The 16,558-nt window shown below is 55.9% G+C and carries 22 protein-coding genes; 18 read left to right on the top strand and 4 right to left on the bottom strand.

Features of this window, described 5'->3' with window-relative positions:
* Positions 1-8: 8 nt before the first annotated feature.
* From BM174_RS16650 to choV, 3 genes are read left to right on the top strand one after another with little or no spacing between them, the layout of a single operon-like run.
* Positions 9-932, top strand: coding sequence for an alpha/beta fold hydrolase (locus BM174_RS16650; protein WP_093924992.1), 924 nt, complete (start codon positions 9-11; stop codon positions 930-932).
* A complete protein-coding gene (gene choW, locus BM174_RS16645) occupies positions 919-1,752 on the top strand; it encodes a choline ABC transporter permease subunit (protein ID WP_093924991.1) in 834 nt (277 codons plus the stop codon). Before BM174_RS16650 ends, choW begins: the two co-directional genes overlap by 14 nt.
* Before the next feature lie 2 nt (positions 1,753-1,754).
* Positions 1,755-2,795 carry a choline ABC transporter ATP-binding protein gene (choV, locus tag BM174_RS16640; protein ID WP_093924990.1) on the top strand — a complete coding sequence of 347 codons (1,041 nt, stop codon included), beginning with the start codon at positions 1,755-1,757 and terminating at the stop codon, positions 2,793-2,795.
* Positions 2,796-3,253: 458 nt separating this feature from the next.
* Here choV and BM174_RS16635 read toward each other — a convergent pair whose 3' ends face one another.
* Both BM174_RS16635 and BM174_RS16630 read right to left on the bottom strand, forming a co-directional pair.
* On the bottom strand, positions 3,254-3,586 hold the full coding sequence (locus BM174_RS16635; protein ID WP_093924989.1) for a type II toxin-antitoxin system HicB family antitoxin: 333 nt from the start codon (positions 3,584-3,586) through the stop codon (positions 3,254-3,256).
* The gene (locus BM174_RS16630) at positions 3,583-3,837 is read right to left on the bottom strand and encodes a type II toxin-antitoxin system HicA family toxin (RefSeq protein ID WP_093925042.1); all 255 of its coding nucleotides are present in this window, start codon (positions 3,835-3,837) and stop codon (positions 3,583-3,585) included. The genes BM174_RS16635 and BM174_RS16630 overlap by 4 nt, the downstream gene beginning before the upstream one ends.
* A gap of 154 nt (positions 3,838-3,991) precedes the next feature.
* Between BM174_RS16630 and BM174_RS16625 the strand changes: the two genes are divergently transcribed.
* Positions 3,992-4,444, top strand: a complete 453-nt coding sequence (locus BM174_RS16625; protein WP_093924988.1) for a helix-turn-helix domain-containing protein — start codon at positions 3,992-3,994, stop codon at positions 4,442-4,444.
* Positions 4,445-4,455: 11 nt separating this feature from the next.
* Here the strand turns inward: BM174_RS16625 and BM174_RS16620 are convergent, their stop codons facing one another.
* Positions 4,456-5,034 (bottom strand): hypothetical protein, encoded by a 579-nt coding sequence (locus BM174_RS16620; protein WP_093924987.1) that lies wholly within the window; start codon positions 5,032-5,034, stop codon positions 4,456-4,458.
* A gap of 131 nt (positions 5,035-5,165) precedes the next feature.
* Between BM174_RS16620 and BM174_RS16615 the strand changes: the two genes are divergently transcribed.
* From BM174_RS16615 to BM174_RS16550, 14 genes are read left to right on the top strand one after another with little or no spacing between them, the layout of a single operon-like run.
* The gene (locus BM174_RS16615; RefSeq protein ID WP_093924986.1) at positions 5,166-5,480 is read left to right on the top strand and encodes a hypothetical protein; all 315 of its coding nucleotides are present in this window, start codon (positions 5,166-5,168) and stop codon (positions 5,478-5,480) included.
* Positions 5,443-6,117 (top strand): lytic transglycosylase domain-containing protein, encoded by a 675-nt coding sequence (locus BM174_RS16610; RefSeq protein WP_093924985.1) that lies wholly within the window; start codon positions 5,443-5,445, stop codon positions 6,115-6,117. Before BM174_RS16615 ends, BM174_RS16610 begins: the two co-directional genes overlap by 38 nt.
* 14 nt (positions 6,118-6,131) lie before the next feature.
* Positions 6,132-6,413, top strand: a complete 282-nt coding sequence (locus BM174_RS16605) for a TrbC/VirB2 family protein (protein WP_093924984.1) — start codon at positions 6,132-6,134, stop codon at positions 6,411-6,413.
* Positions 6,400-6,696, top strand: coding sequence for a VirB3 family type IV secretion system protein (locus BM174_RS16600; RefSeq protein WP_342742074.1), 297 nt, complete (start codon positions 6,400-6,402; stop codon positions 6,694-6,696). The genes BM174_RS16605 and BM174_RS16600 overlap by 14 nt, the downstream gene beginning before the upstream one ends.
* The gene (locus tag BM174_RS16595; protein ID WP_093924982.1) at positions 6,671-9,061 is read left to right on the top strand and encodes a VirB4 family type IV secretion/conjugal transfer ATPase; all 2,391 of its coding nucleotides are present in this window, start codon (positions 6,671-6,673) and stop codon (positions 9,059-9,061) included. The genes BM174_RS16600 and BM174_RS16595 overlap by 26 nt, the downstream gene beginning before the upstream one ends.
* Positions 9,058-9,264 carry a hypothetical protein gene (locus BM174_RS16590; RefSeq protein WP_093924981.1) on the top strand — a complete coding sequence of 69 codons (207 nt, stop codon included), beginning with the start codon at positions 9,058-9,060 and terminating at the stop codon, positions 9,262-9,264. The genes BM174_RS16595 and BM174_RS16590 overlap by 4 nt, the downstream gene beginning before the upstream one ends.
* The gene (locus tag BM174_RS16585; RefSeq protein ID WP_093924980.1) at positions 9,261-10,373 is read left to right on the top strand and encodes a transglycosylase SLT domain-containing protein; all 1,113 of its coding nucleotides are present in this window, start codon (positions 9,261-9,263) and stop codon (positions 10,371-10,373) included. Before BM174_RS16590 ends, BM174_RS16585 begins: the two co-directional genes overlap by 4 nt.
* Positions 10,370-11,137: a type IV secretion system protein gene (locus tag BM174_RS16580; RefSeq protein ID WP_093924979.1), complete on the top strand. Its 768-nt coding sequence runs from the start codon at positions 10,370-10,372 to the stop codon at positions 11,135-11,137. Before BM174_RS16585 ends, BM174_RS16580 begins: the two co-directional genes overlap by 4 nt.
* A complete protein-coding gene (locus tag BM174_RS16575; RefSeq protein WP_245766413.1) occupies positions 11,134-11,556 on the top strand; it encodes a hypothetical protein in 423 nt (140 codons plus the stop codon). Before BM174_RS16580 ends, BM174_RS16575 begins: the two co-directional genes overlap by 4 nt.
* Positions 11,557-12,570, top strand: coding sequence for a TrbL/VirB6 family protein (locus tag BM174_RS16570; protein WP_093924978.1), 1,014 nt, complete (start codon positions 11,557-11,559; stop codon positions 12,568-12,570).
* Positions 12,571-12,589: 19 nt separating this feature from the next.
* Positions 12,590-13,261 carry a VirB8 family type IV secretion system protein gene (locus BM174_RS16565; RefSeq protein WP_093924977.1) on the top strand — a complete coding sequence of 224 codons (672 nt, stop codon included), beginning with the start codon at positions 12,590-12,592 and terminating at the stop codon, positions 13,259-13,261.
* A 4-nt stretch (positions 13,262-13,265) separates the two neighbouring features.
* Positions 13,266-13,997: a TrbG/VirB9 family P-type conjugative transfer protein gene (locus tag BM174_RS16560; protein WP_093924976.1), complete on the top strand. Its 732-nt coding sequence runs from the start codon at positions 13,266-13,268 to the stop codon at positions 13,995-13,997.
* A 2-nt stretch (positions 13,998-13,999) separates the two neighbouring features.
* Positions 14,000-15,433, top strand: a complete 1,434-nt coding sequence (locus BM174_RS16555) for a TraB/TrbI/VirB10 family type IV secretion system protein (RefSeq protein WP_093924975.1) — start codon at positions 14,000-14,002, stop codon at positions 15,431-15,433.
* A 59-nt stretch (positions 15,434-15,492) separates the two neighbouring features.
* Positions 15,493-16,275: an ATPase, T2SS/T4P/T4SS family gene (locus tag BM174_RS16550; protein WP_425442383.1), complete on the top strand. Its 783-nt coding sequence runs from the start codon at positions 15,493-15,495 to the stop codon at positions 16,273-16,275.
* A 27-nt stretch (positions 16,276-16,302) separates the two neighbouring features.
* Here the strand turns inward: BM174_RS16550 and BM174_RS16545 are convergent.
* On the bottom strand, positions 16,303-16,558 hold a 256-nt coding region (locus BM174_RS16545), incomplete at its 5' end, for an ATP-binding protein (protein WP_245766411.1).

Below are 16,558 nucleotides of genomic sequence, written 5' to 3'. Positions count from 1 at the left end.
GAGGGAAGATGGGAATGCATCCAACCATCCAAAGAGTGTGTCCCATCCATATCGAGGCACACGGCGACATAAAAGCGCCGTGTGTCGTGCTGGTCTTGGGGCTGGGTATGCAGGTGGTTGAGTGGCCGACCGGCTTTATCAAGAAATTATCAGAGCAGTTTTATGTGGTCTGTATCGAAAACCGCGATATGGGCCGGTCGGGACGATGCGGACCTGACATGGAACCCGAGCTTGCGCGTTTTTTGGTCGATAAGCCACGCAGCGATGATGCGAAGATCCCTTATACCTTGTTTGACATGCGCGATGACGTGTTGCGCGCTGTCGACCGCCTTGGGGTGGAGAAATTTGCAATCGTCGGTTTTTCAATGGGTGGGATGATCGCTCAGTTGGTTGCCGCGCAACCAGGTCAACGCGTCACGGCATTTGCACAGATTTGCAGCTCTGGTGGCGAGGCATCGGCACCATTTTCGCCCGATGCCTATGCACGACTTCTTGCCGTGACACAGGTCGGCAACAGCAAGGCAGAGCTGATTGAAATGCTTGCACGTGATCTAATCTGGTTCTTGGCACCTTCGCGCCTATCCAAGGATGAGGCAAAAGACCTTGCTGCGATGATGTTGGAAACAGGGTTCACACCGGGTGGCTACGCACGACAACTATTGGCAATACAATGTTCCGGCGACCGCAGCGATGACCTGCGCAGCATTCAGGCACCGGCCATCATCATCGGCGCAAGACAGGACAGATGCCTGAGTCTGGATGGGTCGAACCGGGCTTTTGAGCTTATACCGCACGCAGAATTCAAAGTGTTCGATGGCATGGGACACAGTCTTGAACCAGCGGCGCTCGACTATCTGACATCATGGCTTTGCAATGTAGCGACAGCAGTGGCTCAAAAAGATAACCGGAGGACAGACCATGGAATGGCTTGAGGCAAACAAGATCCCGATTGGAGCTTGGGCGGAACGCTTTGTGGACTGGCTCACCGATAGTTACTATTGGGCTTTTGACAGCCTGTCCGACGTGTTGGAGGCCGTAATTCTTGCAATCCTCTGGCTTCTGCAGGCTCCAAATGTGTTTGTCGTTGTCGCAGCGATTACCTTGCTCGCCTGGGTATCCCGGCGTTCTATCGGCTTTACGGTGTTTACATTGCTTGGTCTGCTCCTGATCATCAATCAGGGATATTGGGTAGAAACCACAGAAACACTCGCCCTCGTTATTGCGGCGGCGACAGTTTGTATGGGTCTGGGCGTACCGCTAGGGATAGCGGCGGCGCACCGTCCGTGGCTCTACAAAGCAATGGAACCTGTTTTGGACCTCATGCAGACGATCCCAACGTTTGTCTACTTGATCCCTGCATTGATCCTCTTTGGTCTTGGCATGGTTCCGGGGCTGATCGCGACGGTAATCTTTGCCCTTCCCGCACCAATCCGGCTAACCCAGCTTGGTATTACGTCAACGCCAACAGCGCTGATAGAGGCAGGCAAATCCTTTGGATCCACCCCAATGCAACTGTTATGGAAGGTTGAGCTGCCCTATGCCCTGCCGCAGATCATGGCGGGGCTGACCCAGACCATCATGTTATCATTGTCGATGGTGGTGATTGCAGCATTGGTGGGAGCAGATGGCTTGGGCGTCCCGACCCTGCGTGCACTCAATTCAGTCAACATCGCGCAAGGATTTGAGGTTGGCATTACCATCGTCCTTGTCGCCATCATCTCAGATCGCATGTTCAGACGGCGGGGGGCGTAACAATGTCTGATACAATGGTTCAGTTCGACAACGTCAACATCGTGTTTGGGAAAAGGCCCGCTGAAGCCTTGCCCCTTATGGACGAAGGCCTATCCCGTGCCGAGATACAAGAGCGGACCGGACAAGTGTTGGGTGTTCACAATTGCTCGCTCGACGTTAAAAACGGTGAAATCCTCGTCTTGATGGGGTTATCAGGCTCTGGCAAGTCGACGCTCTTGCGCGCCGTCAACGGGCTGAATCCGGTGGTGCGCGGTAAGGTAAAGGTCAATTCAGGCGACGGTATGGTGGATGTCGTGGGCGCATCAGCCCGCGCACTGCGCAGGCTTCGCATCGAGCGTGTCGCCATGGTGTTTCAGCAGTTCGGACTGCTGCCATGGCGGACAGTGATCGATAATGTGGCATATGGGCTGGAGGTGGCGGGTGTTGCTGCACCCGAACGCTATGCCCGCGCCCGCGCGCAGCTCGATTTGGTGAATCTGTCAGAATGGACAGATCACAAGGTTGACGAATTGTCCGGGGGTATGCAGCAACGCGTGGGACTTGCGCGCGCCTTCGCAACCGACGCCCCGATCCTGTTAATGGACGAGCCGTTTTCCGCACTTGACCCCCTGATCCGTAACAAGCTTCAGGACGAGCTTCTTGAATTGCAAAAGAAACTGGGGCGCACGATCATATTCGTCAGTCACGATCTTGATGAAGCGCTTAAAATCGGGACGCGCATCGCAATCATGGAAGGTGGGCGAATTATACAATGTGCCGAGCCGCAAGATATCGTTCTGAATCCTGCGACGCCCTACGTTGCCGAATTCGTGGCACATATGAACCCGCTGAATGTGCTGCGTGCAATAGAGATCATGATCCCGCCAAATCAGCAGATCGCCGCTGATGCTCGCACGATACCTGATATAACACCGCTTCGGGACATCATTGCGATGTTGTTGGATGACTTGAGTGATATTGTGGTCACCGGTAAAAACGGTCCAGTTGGTCTGATCGACACGAAGGCCGCACTTTCCTGTTTGCTTCGGACCCAACAAATTTAACGGTCTATTTGGCGAGGCAGCGAATTGAAGCGTCTCGCCAAAAACCTGGTTCACTGGTCTTGGAGAGACGCCCGAAACGTTGACAAAAAGCGCTGTGCTTCGCGCCATCCCTGGATCAGTTATAGTGCAGGACGCATTAAAATATCGATCGGTGAGTGTAATTATAACTGCATCGCTTGGCTTCTTCCAGAAGCACAGCGGAACAACTGCACACATCTGGCGAAAGACCGCTTCCACTTTTGCGCTGCGGCGGCGAGTTCGCGGCAGCGCAGCAGGTTCTCTTGCTACGAGCGCATGCAACACAAAAATCGAATTCACAGTCTGGGCTCTTCAGACACCTTCGCCGCAACACGGTCGAATGGCTGCTATCCAACCTACTTAGGATTCCAAACCTTCCGGCAATGGCCCCCTTTTGAGCAAAAAACCCGAATGTCTTGGTCGCGTGTATTGGCCGCAGTCTACCCCGCCGCGCGACCAAGAACTTCTTCGGCCCACTGGTTTAGGCTTTTGCCAGACAGCTCTGCCGCGAGGGCCGCCTTGCGATGAACTTCCGGATCGACACGGAACATGACCTGACCCGAGAATGCCTTTTGCGGCTCTTTGCCAATCTTTGCGCAAGTCTCAACGTAATCCTCTACTGCCTCCTGAAAGGCATCCCGCAACGCCTCAACCGTGTCAGCATGAAAGCCGACACCATCGCTGATACCGGCGAGACGTCCTGTGAAAATGCCGTCTTCATCATCATACTCGATGCGGGCCGAGTAGCCTTTGTAGGTCATGGTATTGGTCATGGCGTTATTCCGATCCGTTCCAAAAATGCGCGGGCGGCGCGCACCTGATAGCGTTTGGCTTCCTTGGCAGGGTGTGGACGATGGAACGTCTCGACCTCGCCATCCTTTTCGAACCGCACTCGTGAACCGCGCCCTTCGATAACCTGCGCACCAGCTGCGACAAGCAATCGCTCAATCGCTGACCATTCGACTGTTCCCGACACTGGGTCGGTAAAGACAACGGCCAGAACCTTGCGGTGTTTACTATTCATGAGGTTATATAGATCATGCTTGCACATATTGCAAGCAAGTTGCTCCCTTGGGTATGAGCGGGTTTCTCATGACGCGCCGCACGAAACGTCGAAACAACAGAATCTGTAGTATACTCCGTCGCACTATTTACCAAAATCAAGCCATTGATCTCTCATGGATTTACGAGATCGCGTTGGTGCAAATTTAAGAAAACTAAGGCGGCTTCAATCCCTTAGCCAAGAGGCCCTGTCGCTCAAGGCAGGACTTGAACGAGGCTATGTTGGCCGACTGGAACGCTCACAATACTATACCTCTATGGCGACCGTGCAAAAGCTTGCTTTCGCGCTCGATGTGGACCCAATCGAGTTAATCGAGCCGGTTCTGATAACCCTCGGTAAAACGTCAAGAATCACCGATCATGAAACCTTCGACGAACAAAAAGGTCCTATTGGAACAAAGCTGCTTGCTGCGCCTTTTCAAGAAGGGTTTGAGAACCGGCGAGGTGACCTTACTCTCGTCCTGATCGACTATCTCTGGAATGATGGATCAACTGTTCGCCGCTGGCTAGTCGATCCGAAGAAGGTAAAACAATCGGCCGTTGTCCTGAAACCTTGTGGAGAACTTTGAAAAACTGGCTCTCAGTACGAAAACCAGTCTGAATGGCCCATGTTGCCTTCGTAGTCGCCATATTCTACCATGATATCGCGCGAGTAAAAGTTCCCGAATCCACGCCCAATGGGCAGCAAAATTGTCTGGCCGCTCTCGGAAACAAATGAGCTCGGCCAACGGCTGTGAGACCCATAAACCCGCGCGATGTAGCGGCAGGTTCTGTTTTCGCGGTCACAAGACCGAATACTCCAGTCCCACTGCCTTGGATCATCACGCGGCGTGTATGATCGACCTGTGAACCAAATCACATGGGTACGGTTGAGCCATTCATACTCTGGCAACGCCGTATCAACCTCCCCTTCCCCGCCCGGGCCACCAAGTTCAACGGGTACTGCGGCGAAGGTGCAAATCCCAAATGGCGGTCTACTGGGCCACGGCGTAATGCGCCGGATCATCGTCTGATATGCCCGCGCGCAGACTGCGCTCGGAGGAAATCCACCCGCCATACAGAGCATAATCGCACAATCAATATCGTAGGCCTGCGCTTTCTGAGGTGTACTGAACATGGCTAAAATACCAAAAAATGCTGACAAAATAAGTTGTTTCATGAAAGTCTCCTTTACTGGATTTCATCCATGTTTCAGCATTTTGTATTTTTCTGCAATATATCATATTGACTCAATGTGTCTTTCCGCTTGTACTGGGGCGGACTAGAAGGGCTCTCAGGGGGAGAGTCCAAATGCCGATAGCGCGCAATCAAATCTTGATCACACTTGATGGGGTCAAAGACCTTCAAAAGAGGGAAGTTGCGTTCCGCTGCCGGTATGAACTCGTGGGGTTCACGGACGATGGCAAACCGCGCTACCAGTGCATCTACCTCCGTGACGGTGAGCCTGAAGCCATTCTTGTGTCCACACGCATCACACCGCTCGGCCCGGAAGCGCGGTATTTCAACATCTGGCCGGGGCTCTTCAAACACCATCTTGAATTTGGCGACGGGCGCGATCTGCGCTTTGATGCTGACTACGGCATTGCCTTTGAGGGCAACGGCTGACGTTTTAGCGTTTCGCGCTGACGGATCGGCCACGGCGTCTGGCTGGACGTTTCACGGAACACGGCCGAACTGGGCCAGTTCCGATGACGCCGTCGAGGGTCAGCCCATCGTAGTGGCACGCCTTGCGCCCACTGCTGGAGCCACCTCCCAAGTTCTTGCACTCATTCGTCAGACGGCCAGCCGCCACCAAGACAATTGGGCCGTTGCCAGAGCAGGCCTTTCTACTCGGGACTGGCACATTCTGTTTCAGGCGATGATTGAAGCGGAGAGCAGCTACAATCCAACCGCTATCAGCCCAAAAGGCGCTTATGGTTTGGGTCAGTTGATGCCAGCTACTGCACGTGAGCTTGGTGTGGACCCCCGCGACATCTCCCAGAATCTCGACGGCGCGGCACGGTACCTGCTGGCACAACTCGCAGAGTTTCGCAGCGTTGATCTTGCTTTGGCTGCCTATAACGCAGGCCCGCATCGTGTCGTGCAATATGCAGGCGTCCCGCCATTTGCAGAAACGCGAGGCTACATCGCGCGTATCCACAACATTCGTGAACGGCTGTTGGGTGGATCATCACCAACGCCTTCAATTCGTGTGGCCAGCACTGCGCCGACACGCGCGCCCGTCATTATCGACCTGAACTGATCAAGGACATTTTCATGCCAAGACACCACTCACGATACTTGCCACTGATGACCGCAACCCTGGCGCTTGTTGCTTCCCCTGCCTTCGCGCAAGACTTGTCGCCCATCGTTACAATGCTTGAATCTGTTGAGGCGGCCATGACAGGCCCGATTGGCGTTGCCGTGTCTACGCTCGCGGTCATCGGCACCGGCTTTATGTGTATGATGGGACGGCTGAACTGGGGGTGGTTCGCTTCCGTGATCATCGGCATCGTACTGATCTTCTCGGCCGGCACCATCGTTGATGGGTTCACCTGAACCGATGGCAGAACGTTCCCCCCTTTTCCTCGGCCTCGCACGGCCACCCAAATACCTAGGGCTCCCTGTGGGATACTTGGTGATGTTGGCCATGGGGGTCGTTCTGCCGTTTATCTGGACGAAATCCCTGATCTTTTTCCTGATCGGGATCATCGCCTACCCCGTTCTTTGGTTTGTCGCGGACAAGGAACCTCATTTCTTTGAGGTGCTACGCATCTCTTTCGGCACTGTGCGTTCCACCAAAAACCGCGCGCATCATGGGGGTGACAGCTTTGGCGCTTGATGGTGGAACTCTGAGCAGCATCGGCCCGGCGGTGCATGAAGCAGGCGGAACAGACTTTGCCCGTGAAAGCTACCTTGCAGAGCACCTGCCCTATTTTGCATTGGCGACGGACGATGTAATGGTGCTGCGAGAGGGCGATCTCCTCGCGACGCTCCGCCTTGATGGCTTGAACCCCATGACCACCGAGGACGATCGCCTTGATGCACTCAAGCGCGCGGTTGCCGCGATCGTGGCCCAAACCGGGAACGCGTTCGGTTTCTACATTCACCGTGTTTCTGTGCCACAAGACTTGGACCTGAAGCCCGTCGAGGGCGATACCTTCGCGTCCCATGTTGATGCCCGATGGGCAGCTCATATCAAAGGCCTGCGCCCCTCCAAACGGCAGATGTATCTCAGCGTCATTCGCCGTCCCAATCTCGCGGCCCGCATCCCGTTCTTGCGCGCACTCGCCCGCAAAGCCTGGGTGAAAGACCGCGCAGCGCGTGTCCAAGAGCTCAATGAAGTCATGGGTTTCTTTGCGGTGGCCCTGTCGTCTGCAAACCCCGTTCGTTTGACAAAGACGGGCGGTGAATGGCTGGGGTATTTGAACACACTTAACGCGGGCAGTTTTTCACCCATCGCCTTTGGTCAAAGCCCCCTGCCCCTTTCCCATACTATCAGCGATTGCCGCGCGACGTTTGATGGTGATGTGATGACAATTACTTGCGCCACAACGGGTGCTGTCAAATATGGGGCGCTCTTTAGCATTAAGACCTATCCCGCGCTGACAGACGTGACTTTGCTTGATGCGTTGGATCTGCCTCTCGATATCGTGCTGACCAATTCTTTCAGCCCGATCCCGAACAACATCATGGCCGAGCGCATCCAGCGCATCATCAGACAGATGCATGCGTCAGATGATGCGGCGGTATCTCTGCGCGACCAGCTGGCCTTGGCCGCAGACGATCAAGAAGCTGGACGTATCGCGTTTGGCGACCACCACCTTTCTATCGCCGTCTATGCCCCTGACCGTGACACGCTGGAACGCGCCGCGGCCCAGATCAAACGGGTCGGCCAAGAAATCATGGCTGTCATCGTGCGCGAGAATATGGCCCTCAAAGCCACCTATTTTGCACAGAGCCCGGGCAACTTTGGCTACCGCGCCCGCAAGACGCCAATCTCTTCAACCAACTTTGCTGATTTTGCAGCCCTTCACGGCAGCGTTGAAGGGCGCAGCAACGCCGAAAGCCCATGGGGCCAGAGCATTGCGGTTCTGCCAACGGTCGGGACATCAGGCTATCGCTTCAATTTCCACGAGGCGGGTGCTGCCGGCAAAGAACCGACGGTCGGTCACACGCTTGTATTAGGCCGGACAGGGACTGGCAAAACACTCACCACAGCTTTTCTGACGGCCCAAGCGCAACGGATCGGCGCGCGCCTGTTCTTCTTTGACAAAGATCGCGGCTTGGAAATGGCAGTCCGAGCTTTGGGTGGTCGCTACAATGAAATCCGCGCAGGCGTGCCGACGGGCCTCAACCCGCTCGCCTCGGAAATCGACGAACGCGGGCGCGCTTGGTTGTCTGATTGGTTGGCGACCTTGCTGACGCGCAGTGGTGCCCTTTCGGGAGAGCAATCCCGCCATATCCAAGGTGCTGTGACACAGAACGCGGATGCGGGCGCAGCTCTACAACGCTTTGCCAGCTTTAAGACACTGTTCCAGTCCCTAGATGATGATGGTGAACTACAATCCCGCGTCGCAGAATGGGCGCCGGGCGGTCGGTTTGGCTGGGTGTTTGATGAACCCGATCGCGGGCAACGCCTCGATCTCTCCGGCGACATCGTCGGGTTTGATATGACAGAGATCCTCGACATGACAACCGAGCGCATGGCGGTGCTTTCCTACATTTTCCGTCAAATCGAACGCGTAGTTGAGGACCGCCGCCCCACCATCATCGTCTTGGACGAAGCGTGGAAACTGCTTGATGACCCCTATTTCGCCACACGTCTGGAAAACTGGCTCGTGACCCTGCGCAAAATGAACTGCGTCGTGATCATGATGACGCAATATCCCAGCCAGCTGCGCGACAGCCGTGTTGGTAAAACCATTGTTGAAACTGTCCCAACGCAGATTCTGTTCCCTAACGACCGCGCCACAGTTGCTGATTACGACTTCCTGCGCGTGAACGCCAAAGAAGCCGCATTGCTCGTCCAACCGACAATTGGCCAACGCATCGCGCTGGTGCGCTCCGCAGGCGACAGCGTCTTTGTCGATGCTGATCTTTCTGCCCTTGGCGACTTGCTGCCAATTCTTGGCGGCGGTGCCACGGGTGAGGCTCGCGTGCCAGCCGACTGGCGCTCAAATCCTGATTTTTGGAGATCCCAATGAAACACTTCCCTCTTATGTTCGTCGTAGCTGCGGTGCCGCTGCTATCGGCGTGCGAGCAATACACCGAGAAAACGTCGCCCTGCTTTGGTCGCAATGGTGAGCCTGTGGTGACACGCGCAACGCTATCCTTCGCGGCGGCAGCAATAGTTTCAGACGAAAGCAGCAAAGACTGCACTTTCGAAGCCCTGCCGCGCCCAGAATGATCCGCGCCGTCATTATATCTGCAGGGCTTTGCCTCTGCCTGCATGCAACCTCGGGCTTCGCCCAAGGTGTACCAACGCAAGACAATGCCGCGATCGGACAAACCATCGCGCGCGTGACCGCATTGGTTCAGGACTTGGGCACCCAAGGCAACAAAGAAGCCGAGCGTTCTTCCATCGCCGACGTACAAGCAGATCAGCTGCGCACGCTTGAAGCCATTTCTGCCGCGATGACCGGTCCAGGGTTTGATATCAGCGCCCTTGAAGGTAACGCTGATTTTGGTGTCGCCTCGGTCTACCCCAACTCCGATACAAGCCCGATGAACAGCCGTCTCTTTGGTGAGGGGCGCGAAACCGTCGAGATGATGATTGTGCGGGTTGCAGGCGAATATGCCGGTGCGCCGGGCGTGGCGCGGGCTGGCCTTTCCGCCACGCAATGGCGCTGCCTGTTTCAGGCCCTGATCAAACAAGAAAGCCGCTTCAATATCACCGCTGAAAGCCATGTTGGTGCTTATGGTCTAACCCAACTCATGCCCGGGACAGCGTCAGACATGGGCGTAAATCCTTATGACCCAATGGACAACTTGCGTGGTGGCGCGCGCTACATCACGACCCAGCTGAACCGGTTTGGCAACATTCCTCATGCGCTCGCCGCCTATAACGCAGGCCCCGGACGCGTGATTGAGTATGGCGGTGTGCCGCCCTTCACAGAGACCCAAGGCTACGTGCGCAATATCTCTAAGTTTTACAACGAATACCTCGCCGTTGTGGGCGGCGCAGACGCGCTCGGCACATTGTCATCCTCAGACTTTGCCCTCGCTGAATATGCCAACATCTCGGATGCAGGGGTCTATTATGCGGCAAGCAGCCACGCCACGACGATGCAGGTCATCAACCGCCTGCGCGCGATCATTCTGCAGATCGATGCGCAACCGAATGCCAAAGCCGCGTGGGAGCTCAACACCTACGCCAAAACTGAAATCGCCCGCATTCTAAATCTACGCGTCAGGCTGATGGCAGCCAACCAACAGCGCGAAGCGGCCCATGCCCAGCATCTGGTCGCGGACCGCCTATCCGAGCGTGAATTCATGCAAATGGGAGTGCCAAATTGAAACAGCTTCTTCTTTCGGTCGCGGCGATAGCCGCCCTCGGCCTATCCACCCCCGCCCGCGCACAAGGCGTTCCGACGTTTGACGGTTCACAACTTGGCCAGCTAGTCGCGCAGCTTGAGCACATGGCGGAAGACCTGAATGTGCAGCTGCAACAGCTAGCCACCATGCGGCTGGAACTTGAGACGCAGCTTTCCCAGCTTCTTAACTTGGAGGCCCAGCTGACCTCTCTTATCGAAGGCAGCGGGCTGAGCGATCTCTTTGCATCGGTTGAAGAATTCCGCGCCTTGCGGGGCAAACTTGTTGGCCCGTTAAATACAGCACGCTCACTGGCGAGCGGAGATTTTCTGAGTGGCTTTAATCCCGGCGCGGAACTTGAAGCATCGGTAGAACGTGTACTGTCTGGAAGTGGGTTCACACCTGAGACCTTGAGCACCCTTTCGGCATCGCCGCAACCTGCTGACAACCGCATCGCGACGTCCGCAGGCGCCAGCGCCATGTTGTCGGTGGCCGCCCAAGAAAGCCATGCTGAGGCTGGTCAAAGTCTAGAACGGCTCGAGACGATGGTTGGCCTCATCGACGATCAGGACGGATTGAAAGCGGCCGTTGATTTGAACACGCGGGTCACTGTCGAACTTGGGATCATCCTGACCCAAATCTGGCGCTTGGAAGCCGCGCAAGGCGTCAGTGCGGGACAGCTTGGTGTTGTTGATGCAGCTACCTTGGCTGACGAGCGGCGGTTTAGATCCATGGCGGTGGACCCATGATGAAGGATGCCCCAAATGCGCTCCGCACGGTCTTTGCAACGCTTCTCATTGTGCTGCCTCTGTCCGCTTCTGCTGAAACACCGGGCTCAACATCCGGTGAGCCAAAGCCATTTAGCTGGATGGCCATTGCTCCTGATGCTGGGGAGGCCTGCCGCGTTCCGCGTCCTCCAGCAGATCTTGCGGAAACCGCTTATCTGCGCAACGGGTATCGGGCTATTCTGCGCATCCTTGTCGCCGAGCGGCACCTTAAAGCCGAGACCTGTGACTGCCTCTTGGGCGAATTCACATGGGGCATGGCTCTCGCAGAACTGCCGCGTTTTCAGACGTCGGACAACCCGCGCCTCCCGTTCAAAGTCCTCGACCTCTATGCCATGGCTGATGCGCTCGAGGCCGAGCACGCCGAGGGTTGTTCCGAGTAGATGGGGATCATTAGTGATATCCTCGACCAAGTCGATGCGGCTGTCGACAGCGTCGCACAAGATGGCTTCATCTCGTCGGCTGCGGCAGTGGGCAATGTCATCACATCAGGTGCAGTCCTGCTGCTGATTTTGCTGGGCATCAATGTTGTGATGCAACTCAAGCCCATGACCTTTGGCAGCGCATTTGCGTTTGGGATCAAAATCTCACTGGTCGCCATCTTTGCGCAGAGTTGGGATAATTTTAGCGTCATCTACGGGATTGTAACGCAAGTGCCGGACTCCGTCGGCGCATCCATTCTCGCCCTCACAGGATCCGGCGATGAGGCTGGCGTCTATGAGAGCCTCGACAACATGGTGGCCCGCATTACCGCTTACGGCGACACGATTGGCGATCAAGCAGGCTGGGTCTTCGGCGCTGTGCTCGGCGCGATCTTCTTTGTTCTCTCAGCACTCTTCGCAGCCGTTACTGCCGGGATCATCGCATTCGCCAAAATAGTCTTCGCACTGATGATCGTAATTGCGCCGTTCATGATCATCACATCGCTCTTCAAACCAACCCAATCCCTCTTTGAGGCTTGGAGCCGCGCAACCATTGGCTATGCTTTGATGCCCGTCGCCGCTGCAGGTGCTGCTGGTATCATCGTAGCAATCGCAGAAGCCATTGGCGATGCCTCCGCCGATCCCGTCGATGTCGAAACCGTCAGCCTTATCCTGCCATTCTTGGTCATTCTGCTGCTGAGCGCCGGGATTATGGCGTCCGTCCCCTACATCGCCTCCAACCTTACGGGCGTGATGGGCATCGCCTCCAACGCTGTTGGGCTAACTGGGCTGGCACGCCGCGGCATCGTTAACACAAGCGATTACGGCACGGGCAGTGCCACGCGCCTTGCAACGGGCAAATCACCGCAAGAACTCCAGCAAGCCGTGAACAGCGGCGTTGTCAAAACCGGCGAAGCGATCCGGCGAACGCCCGCCTCAGCCCTCAACACCGTCAAATCCTTCCGCACCTCGTAATGAAAGACCAACACCGAAAATGAAAAGCCAATCGAGCCAAGACCAAAGCGACGCCTTTGCAGTGGATTTTATCTACGGCCCGCGCCGTCGCGAACGCTTTGCATATTTTGTGGCGGCAGCTGGTGTTCTGGTCGGGTTGGCAGGAATTGTCGCTGGTGCAAGCTTGTTTCCCCTGAAATCAATCGAGACATTCGTGGTCGTTGTCGACAAAGAAACCGGCCAAATGGATCGCGTTGCAGCTGTCCAAGCGCTGTCGTTATCCGAGAGCGATGCCATTATTCAGGCCAACCTTGTGGCTTATGTGGATGACCGTGAGACCTATGATCTGACCGACGGTGAGCAACGGATCAATTCCGTTCTTGAGCGCTCGGACGGCGATGCTGCACGTACCCTGCGCGATCTTTGGACCTCGTCCAACGAAGACTATCCGATCGCCGTTTATGGCCGCGACGCCGTGATCGAAGTTGTGATCAAATCTGTAAACCAGATCGAACCTGGCGTCGCCCAGATCCGCTTTACCCGCACCCTACGCCGCGCGCGCGACACCCGCACCATTACACGAAGCTACGTGGCCACTGTTGGCTATGCCTTTGAACCTGAAACACGCCAGCGCCTGCAAGACGTCTGGGCCAACCCCTTGGGCTTCGTGGTCACCTCATACCGCGTCGACGCCGAGACTTTGGAGAACTGATCCCTTGAATATCGCTGCCCGTTTGATTTGTGCTGCCGCTTTGCTATCGGCATCCCCTGCTCTATCCGAAGCCGTGCCACGCAGTGGGTCGCTCGACAACCGCGTGCGCACCGCGACTTATGTTGAAAACCAAGTCTTCGTGATTGAAACGGACCTGCGCCATTCAACGACCATCCACCTTGGGCAAGGCGAACGGTTTGACGCCGTCATTGTCGGCGACACCGAGAGTTTCCAAGTCGATCCGATCCCAGAGCTTGGCAATGTCCTGACCATCAAGCCGCATGTGCAAGGTGCCTCAACCAACATGACAGTAATCACCAACCGCCGGACCTATTCCTTCCATCTGCGCGAAGGGGCCATTCCGGGTCGCTCAGGCATGTTTTTCGAGGTGCGGTTTCGCTATCCAGAGGATGAACGTCGCGCGGCAGCGGCCAACACCCAACCCAAGGGCTTTGAGGCGCCGCGCAACTACAGCTACCGCGTTGCGGGTGAAGCGGATTTCCGTCCAACCCATATCTACGACGACGGGCGGTACACTTACTTCGCCTTCCCTGAAAACGGACGCCAACCCGCAGTCTTCAAGGCTGATGATCAAGGCCGCGAGCGCACCGTAAACTGGACACAACAAGGCAAAATTGTGCGCGTACTTGGCGTGAACCAGTTCTGGACTCTGCGTATTGGCGAAGAGGCCATCTGCGCTTTGCGCGATGACAGCGCAATTTATGTGAGCAACTGATCATGGCTGATGAAAACACACCCGACCTGCAGGACCGCCTCAGCACATTCAGCCAGAAGGGCAAACCCAAACGCCGTGGCGGTAATATCGGTGTTGGGGCTTTGGCGATCGCCCTTGCGCTTGGCGGCGGTGGTGCGGCCTTCTTTCTGGCAACTAATCTGCAAGAAGGAACAGACGGCCTAGAAACGTCTGATGTTGAGACCTTCCAGGACCAACGTACCGGAAATGGTGGTCGGTTGGAATTCCCGCCGGATGAAGTGGAACAGCGGGTCAATGATGCATTGATCGCGGTTGAAGAGGCCCTCGATGTGCCAGCCCCTGCCCCAACAACAGCAGAACCCAGCGCCGCGGTGCTTGAAGAGATCGCAAAGCTGAGAGAAGCGCTGGCTGCAAGCCAGTCTGCCCGCAACGCTGAAATCCAAGAAGCCGTGTCTGATCTGCGAGAAGCGTTTCAAGTTCAGACCGATGCGCTTGAAGCGTCGATTGCGGCCAAAGACACCGAGTTGCAAAACGCGCAGCGGCAGAACGATGCACGGTTGTCTGGACTACAAGCGATGTTGGACGCCGAACGCGCGCAGCGCGAAGGGCTTGAGGCAGAAATGGCGCGCGATGGATTGATAGCTGATCAAAGGTTGCTCGAAGAACGCCAGCGTCAGGAGGACGAACAACGTCAGCGTGAAGTGGAACGGGTGGCGCAAGAATTACTGACCGCACAGATCGTTTCGCCTTCTGTAGTCTATACAGACGGTCCGCGGGCCACATCCACTGGCGGTACAAATCCAAATGCTGCTGTGGCAGGAGCGGATGGGCCAGCCCTTTCTGAAAACGAGCAATACTTACGACAAGGTGCGCGACCTTTAGAAGTCCAAGAAGCATCCCAGCTGGCCTTCCCAGAGCGAACGCTGTCACAAGGCTCTGTCATCCAAGCCGCCCTGCAAACAGCAATCAACAGCGACCTGCCGGGCTCTGTTGTGGCGGTTGTGTCTGAACCGGTGCCTGCGTTTTCTGGCGATCAGATATTGATCCCGCGTGGCTCGCGCCTTTTTGGCCAATATCGTTCTGGCATTGAATTGAACCAAAAACGCATCCTGATCCTTTGGACACGCGTTCTGACCCCAGACGGGACGTCCATTGAAATCGCGTCCGTCGGCGGTGACCAGCTTGGACGCTCTGGGTTAACTGGGATCGTCGACACCAAGTTCACTGAACGCTTTGGAGGCGCGGCGCTCATCTCGCTCATTGGTGCTGCACCCGCTATCGCCGCAAACAGTACCGACAATGAGACAGCCAGCGAAGTCCTTCAGGGGGTTTCCGGAGATCTGGAAGACGCTGTAGGATCTGTTATCGCTGAGCAGGTCTCGATCTCGCCCACTATTTATATCGATCAAGGTGCATCCGTGACCGTCCTCGTCGACCGCGATGTGGTGATCTATTGAGCCAACCTCCACTGCCTGCGTCTTACCTAGAGCGATATCTTGAGCCGTTTCGCGATTTGCTGATACGCGACGATGTCGTCGAAATCGCAATCAATCCCGATGGCAAAGTGTGGATCGAAGCCGCAGGTGACGCGGCAATGCGACATGAAGGTCAAACCATTGATCGCGCCACGGCATTTAATATGGCACAGACAATCGTCGGTGATGCCAATGCCCGCGTGTCAGAGAAAAACCCGCTGGTGTCTGGCAAAGTTGAATATGCAGGCCGGCCGCTGAGAGTTCAGGTCGCAGTTCCACCTGCCATCGAACAGGGCGCTTCGATTACGATCCGTCTGTTCGCCACGGCGGGCGTGCAGGGGTACAAACCGTCATATCTTTTTGGCAAAGCTGTCTCGCTGGATCAACTGAGGGCTGAAAAGATGAAGGACATTGCCAGCCAAGCTGAAGAGAATCTTGAAGCCTCGTTAGAGGCCTTAGTTCATCAACGGCTCAATGTATTGATCAGTGGTGGCACGTCGACAGGGAAGACCACATTTGCCCGACATCTGCTTACTCATGTCGATGATGGCGAACGACTGATCACGATTGAAGATGCGTTTGAACTGTTCCCTAGCCAACCCAATACGGTAGCCCTATTGGCAAGTCGCAGCACTGGATCACAGAGAAACTCTCAAGCGCTTCTGCAAGCGTCGTTGCGGATGCGCCCGGATCGGATCGTCGTTGGGGAACTGCGCGGGGACGAAGCCTTGACCTATCTTGAAGCAATTAACACCGGCCATGGAGGGTCGGTTTCAACCATCCATGCGGAAACTGCGGAGTTTATAGCGCGACAATCTGGGTGAGACGGCGGCGACAATCATGATGAGATTCTATGTCGCGGCATCTGTGACGATATCATCGTTATTGCCGTCGGCAAGATTTTCTTCGTCTGTTGTTTGTCGCTCCGCGTCAATCAGCGGTGTGTTGTTGATTGTCGCGTATGTGGCAGGCCTGCCTCGCTTGCGTTTGGCTTCGAGCGCGGATCGCCGCCGGTAGCTCTCGACATTCATTTCGAAGATGGTCGCATGATGAACAAGCCTGTCGACGGCCGCGAGTGTCATGGCGGGATCGGGGAAGACCCTGTTC

Origin of the sequence: Sulfitobacter brevis (genome assembly GCF_900112755.1) — a bacterium.
Classification (GTDB): Bacteria; Pseudomonadota; Alphaproteobacteria; order Rhodobacterales; family Rhodobacteraceae; genus Sulfitobacter; species Sulfitobacter brevis.
Note: the sequence above shows the minus strand (reverse complement) of the source record. Positions and strands in the feature narration are given on the sequence as shown.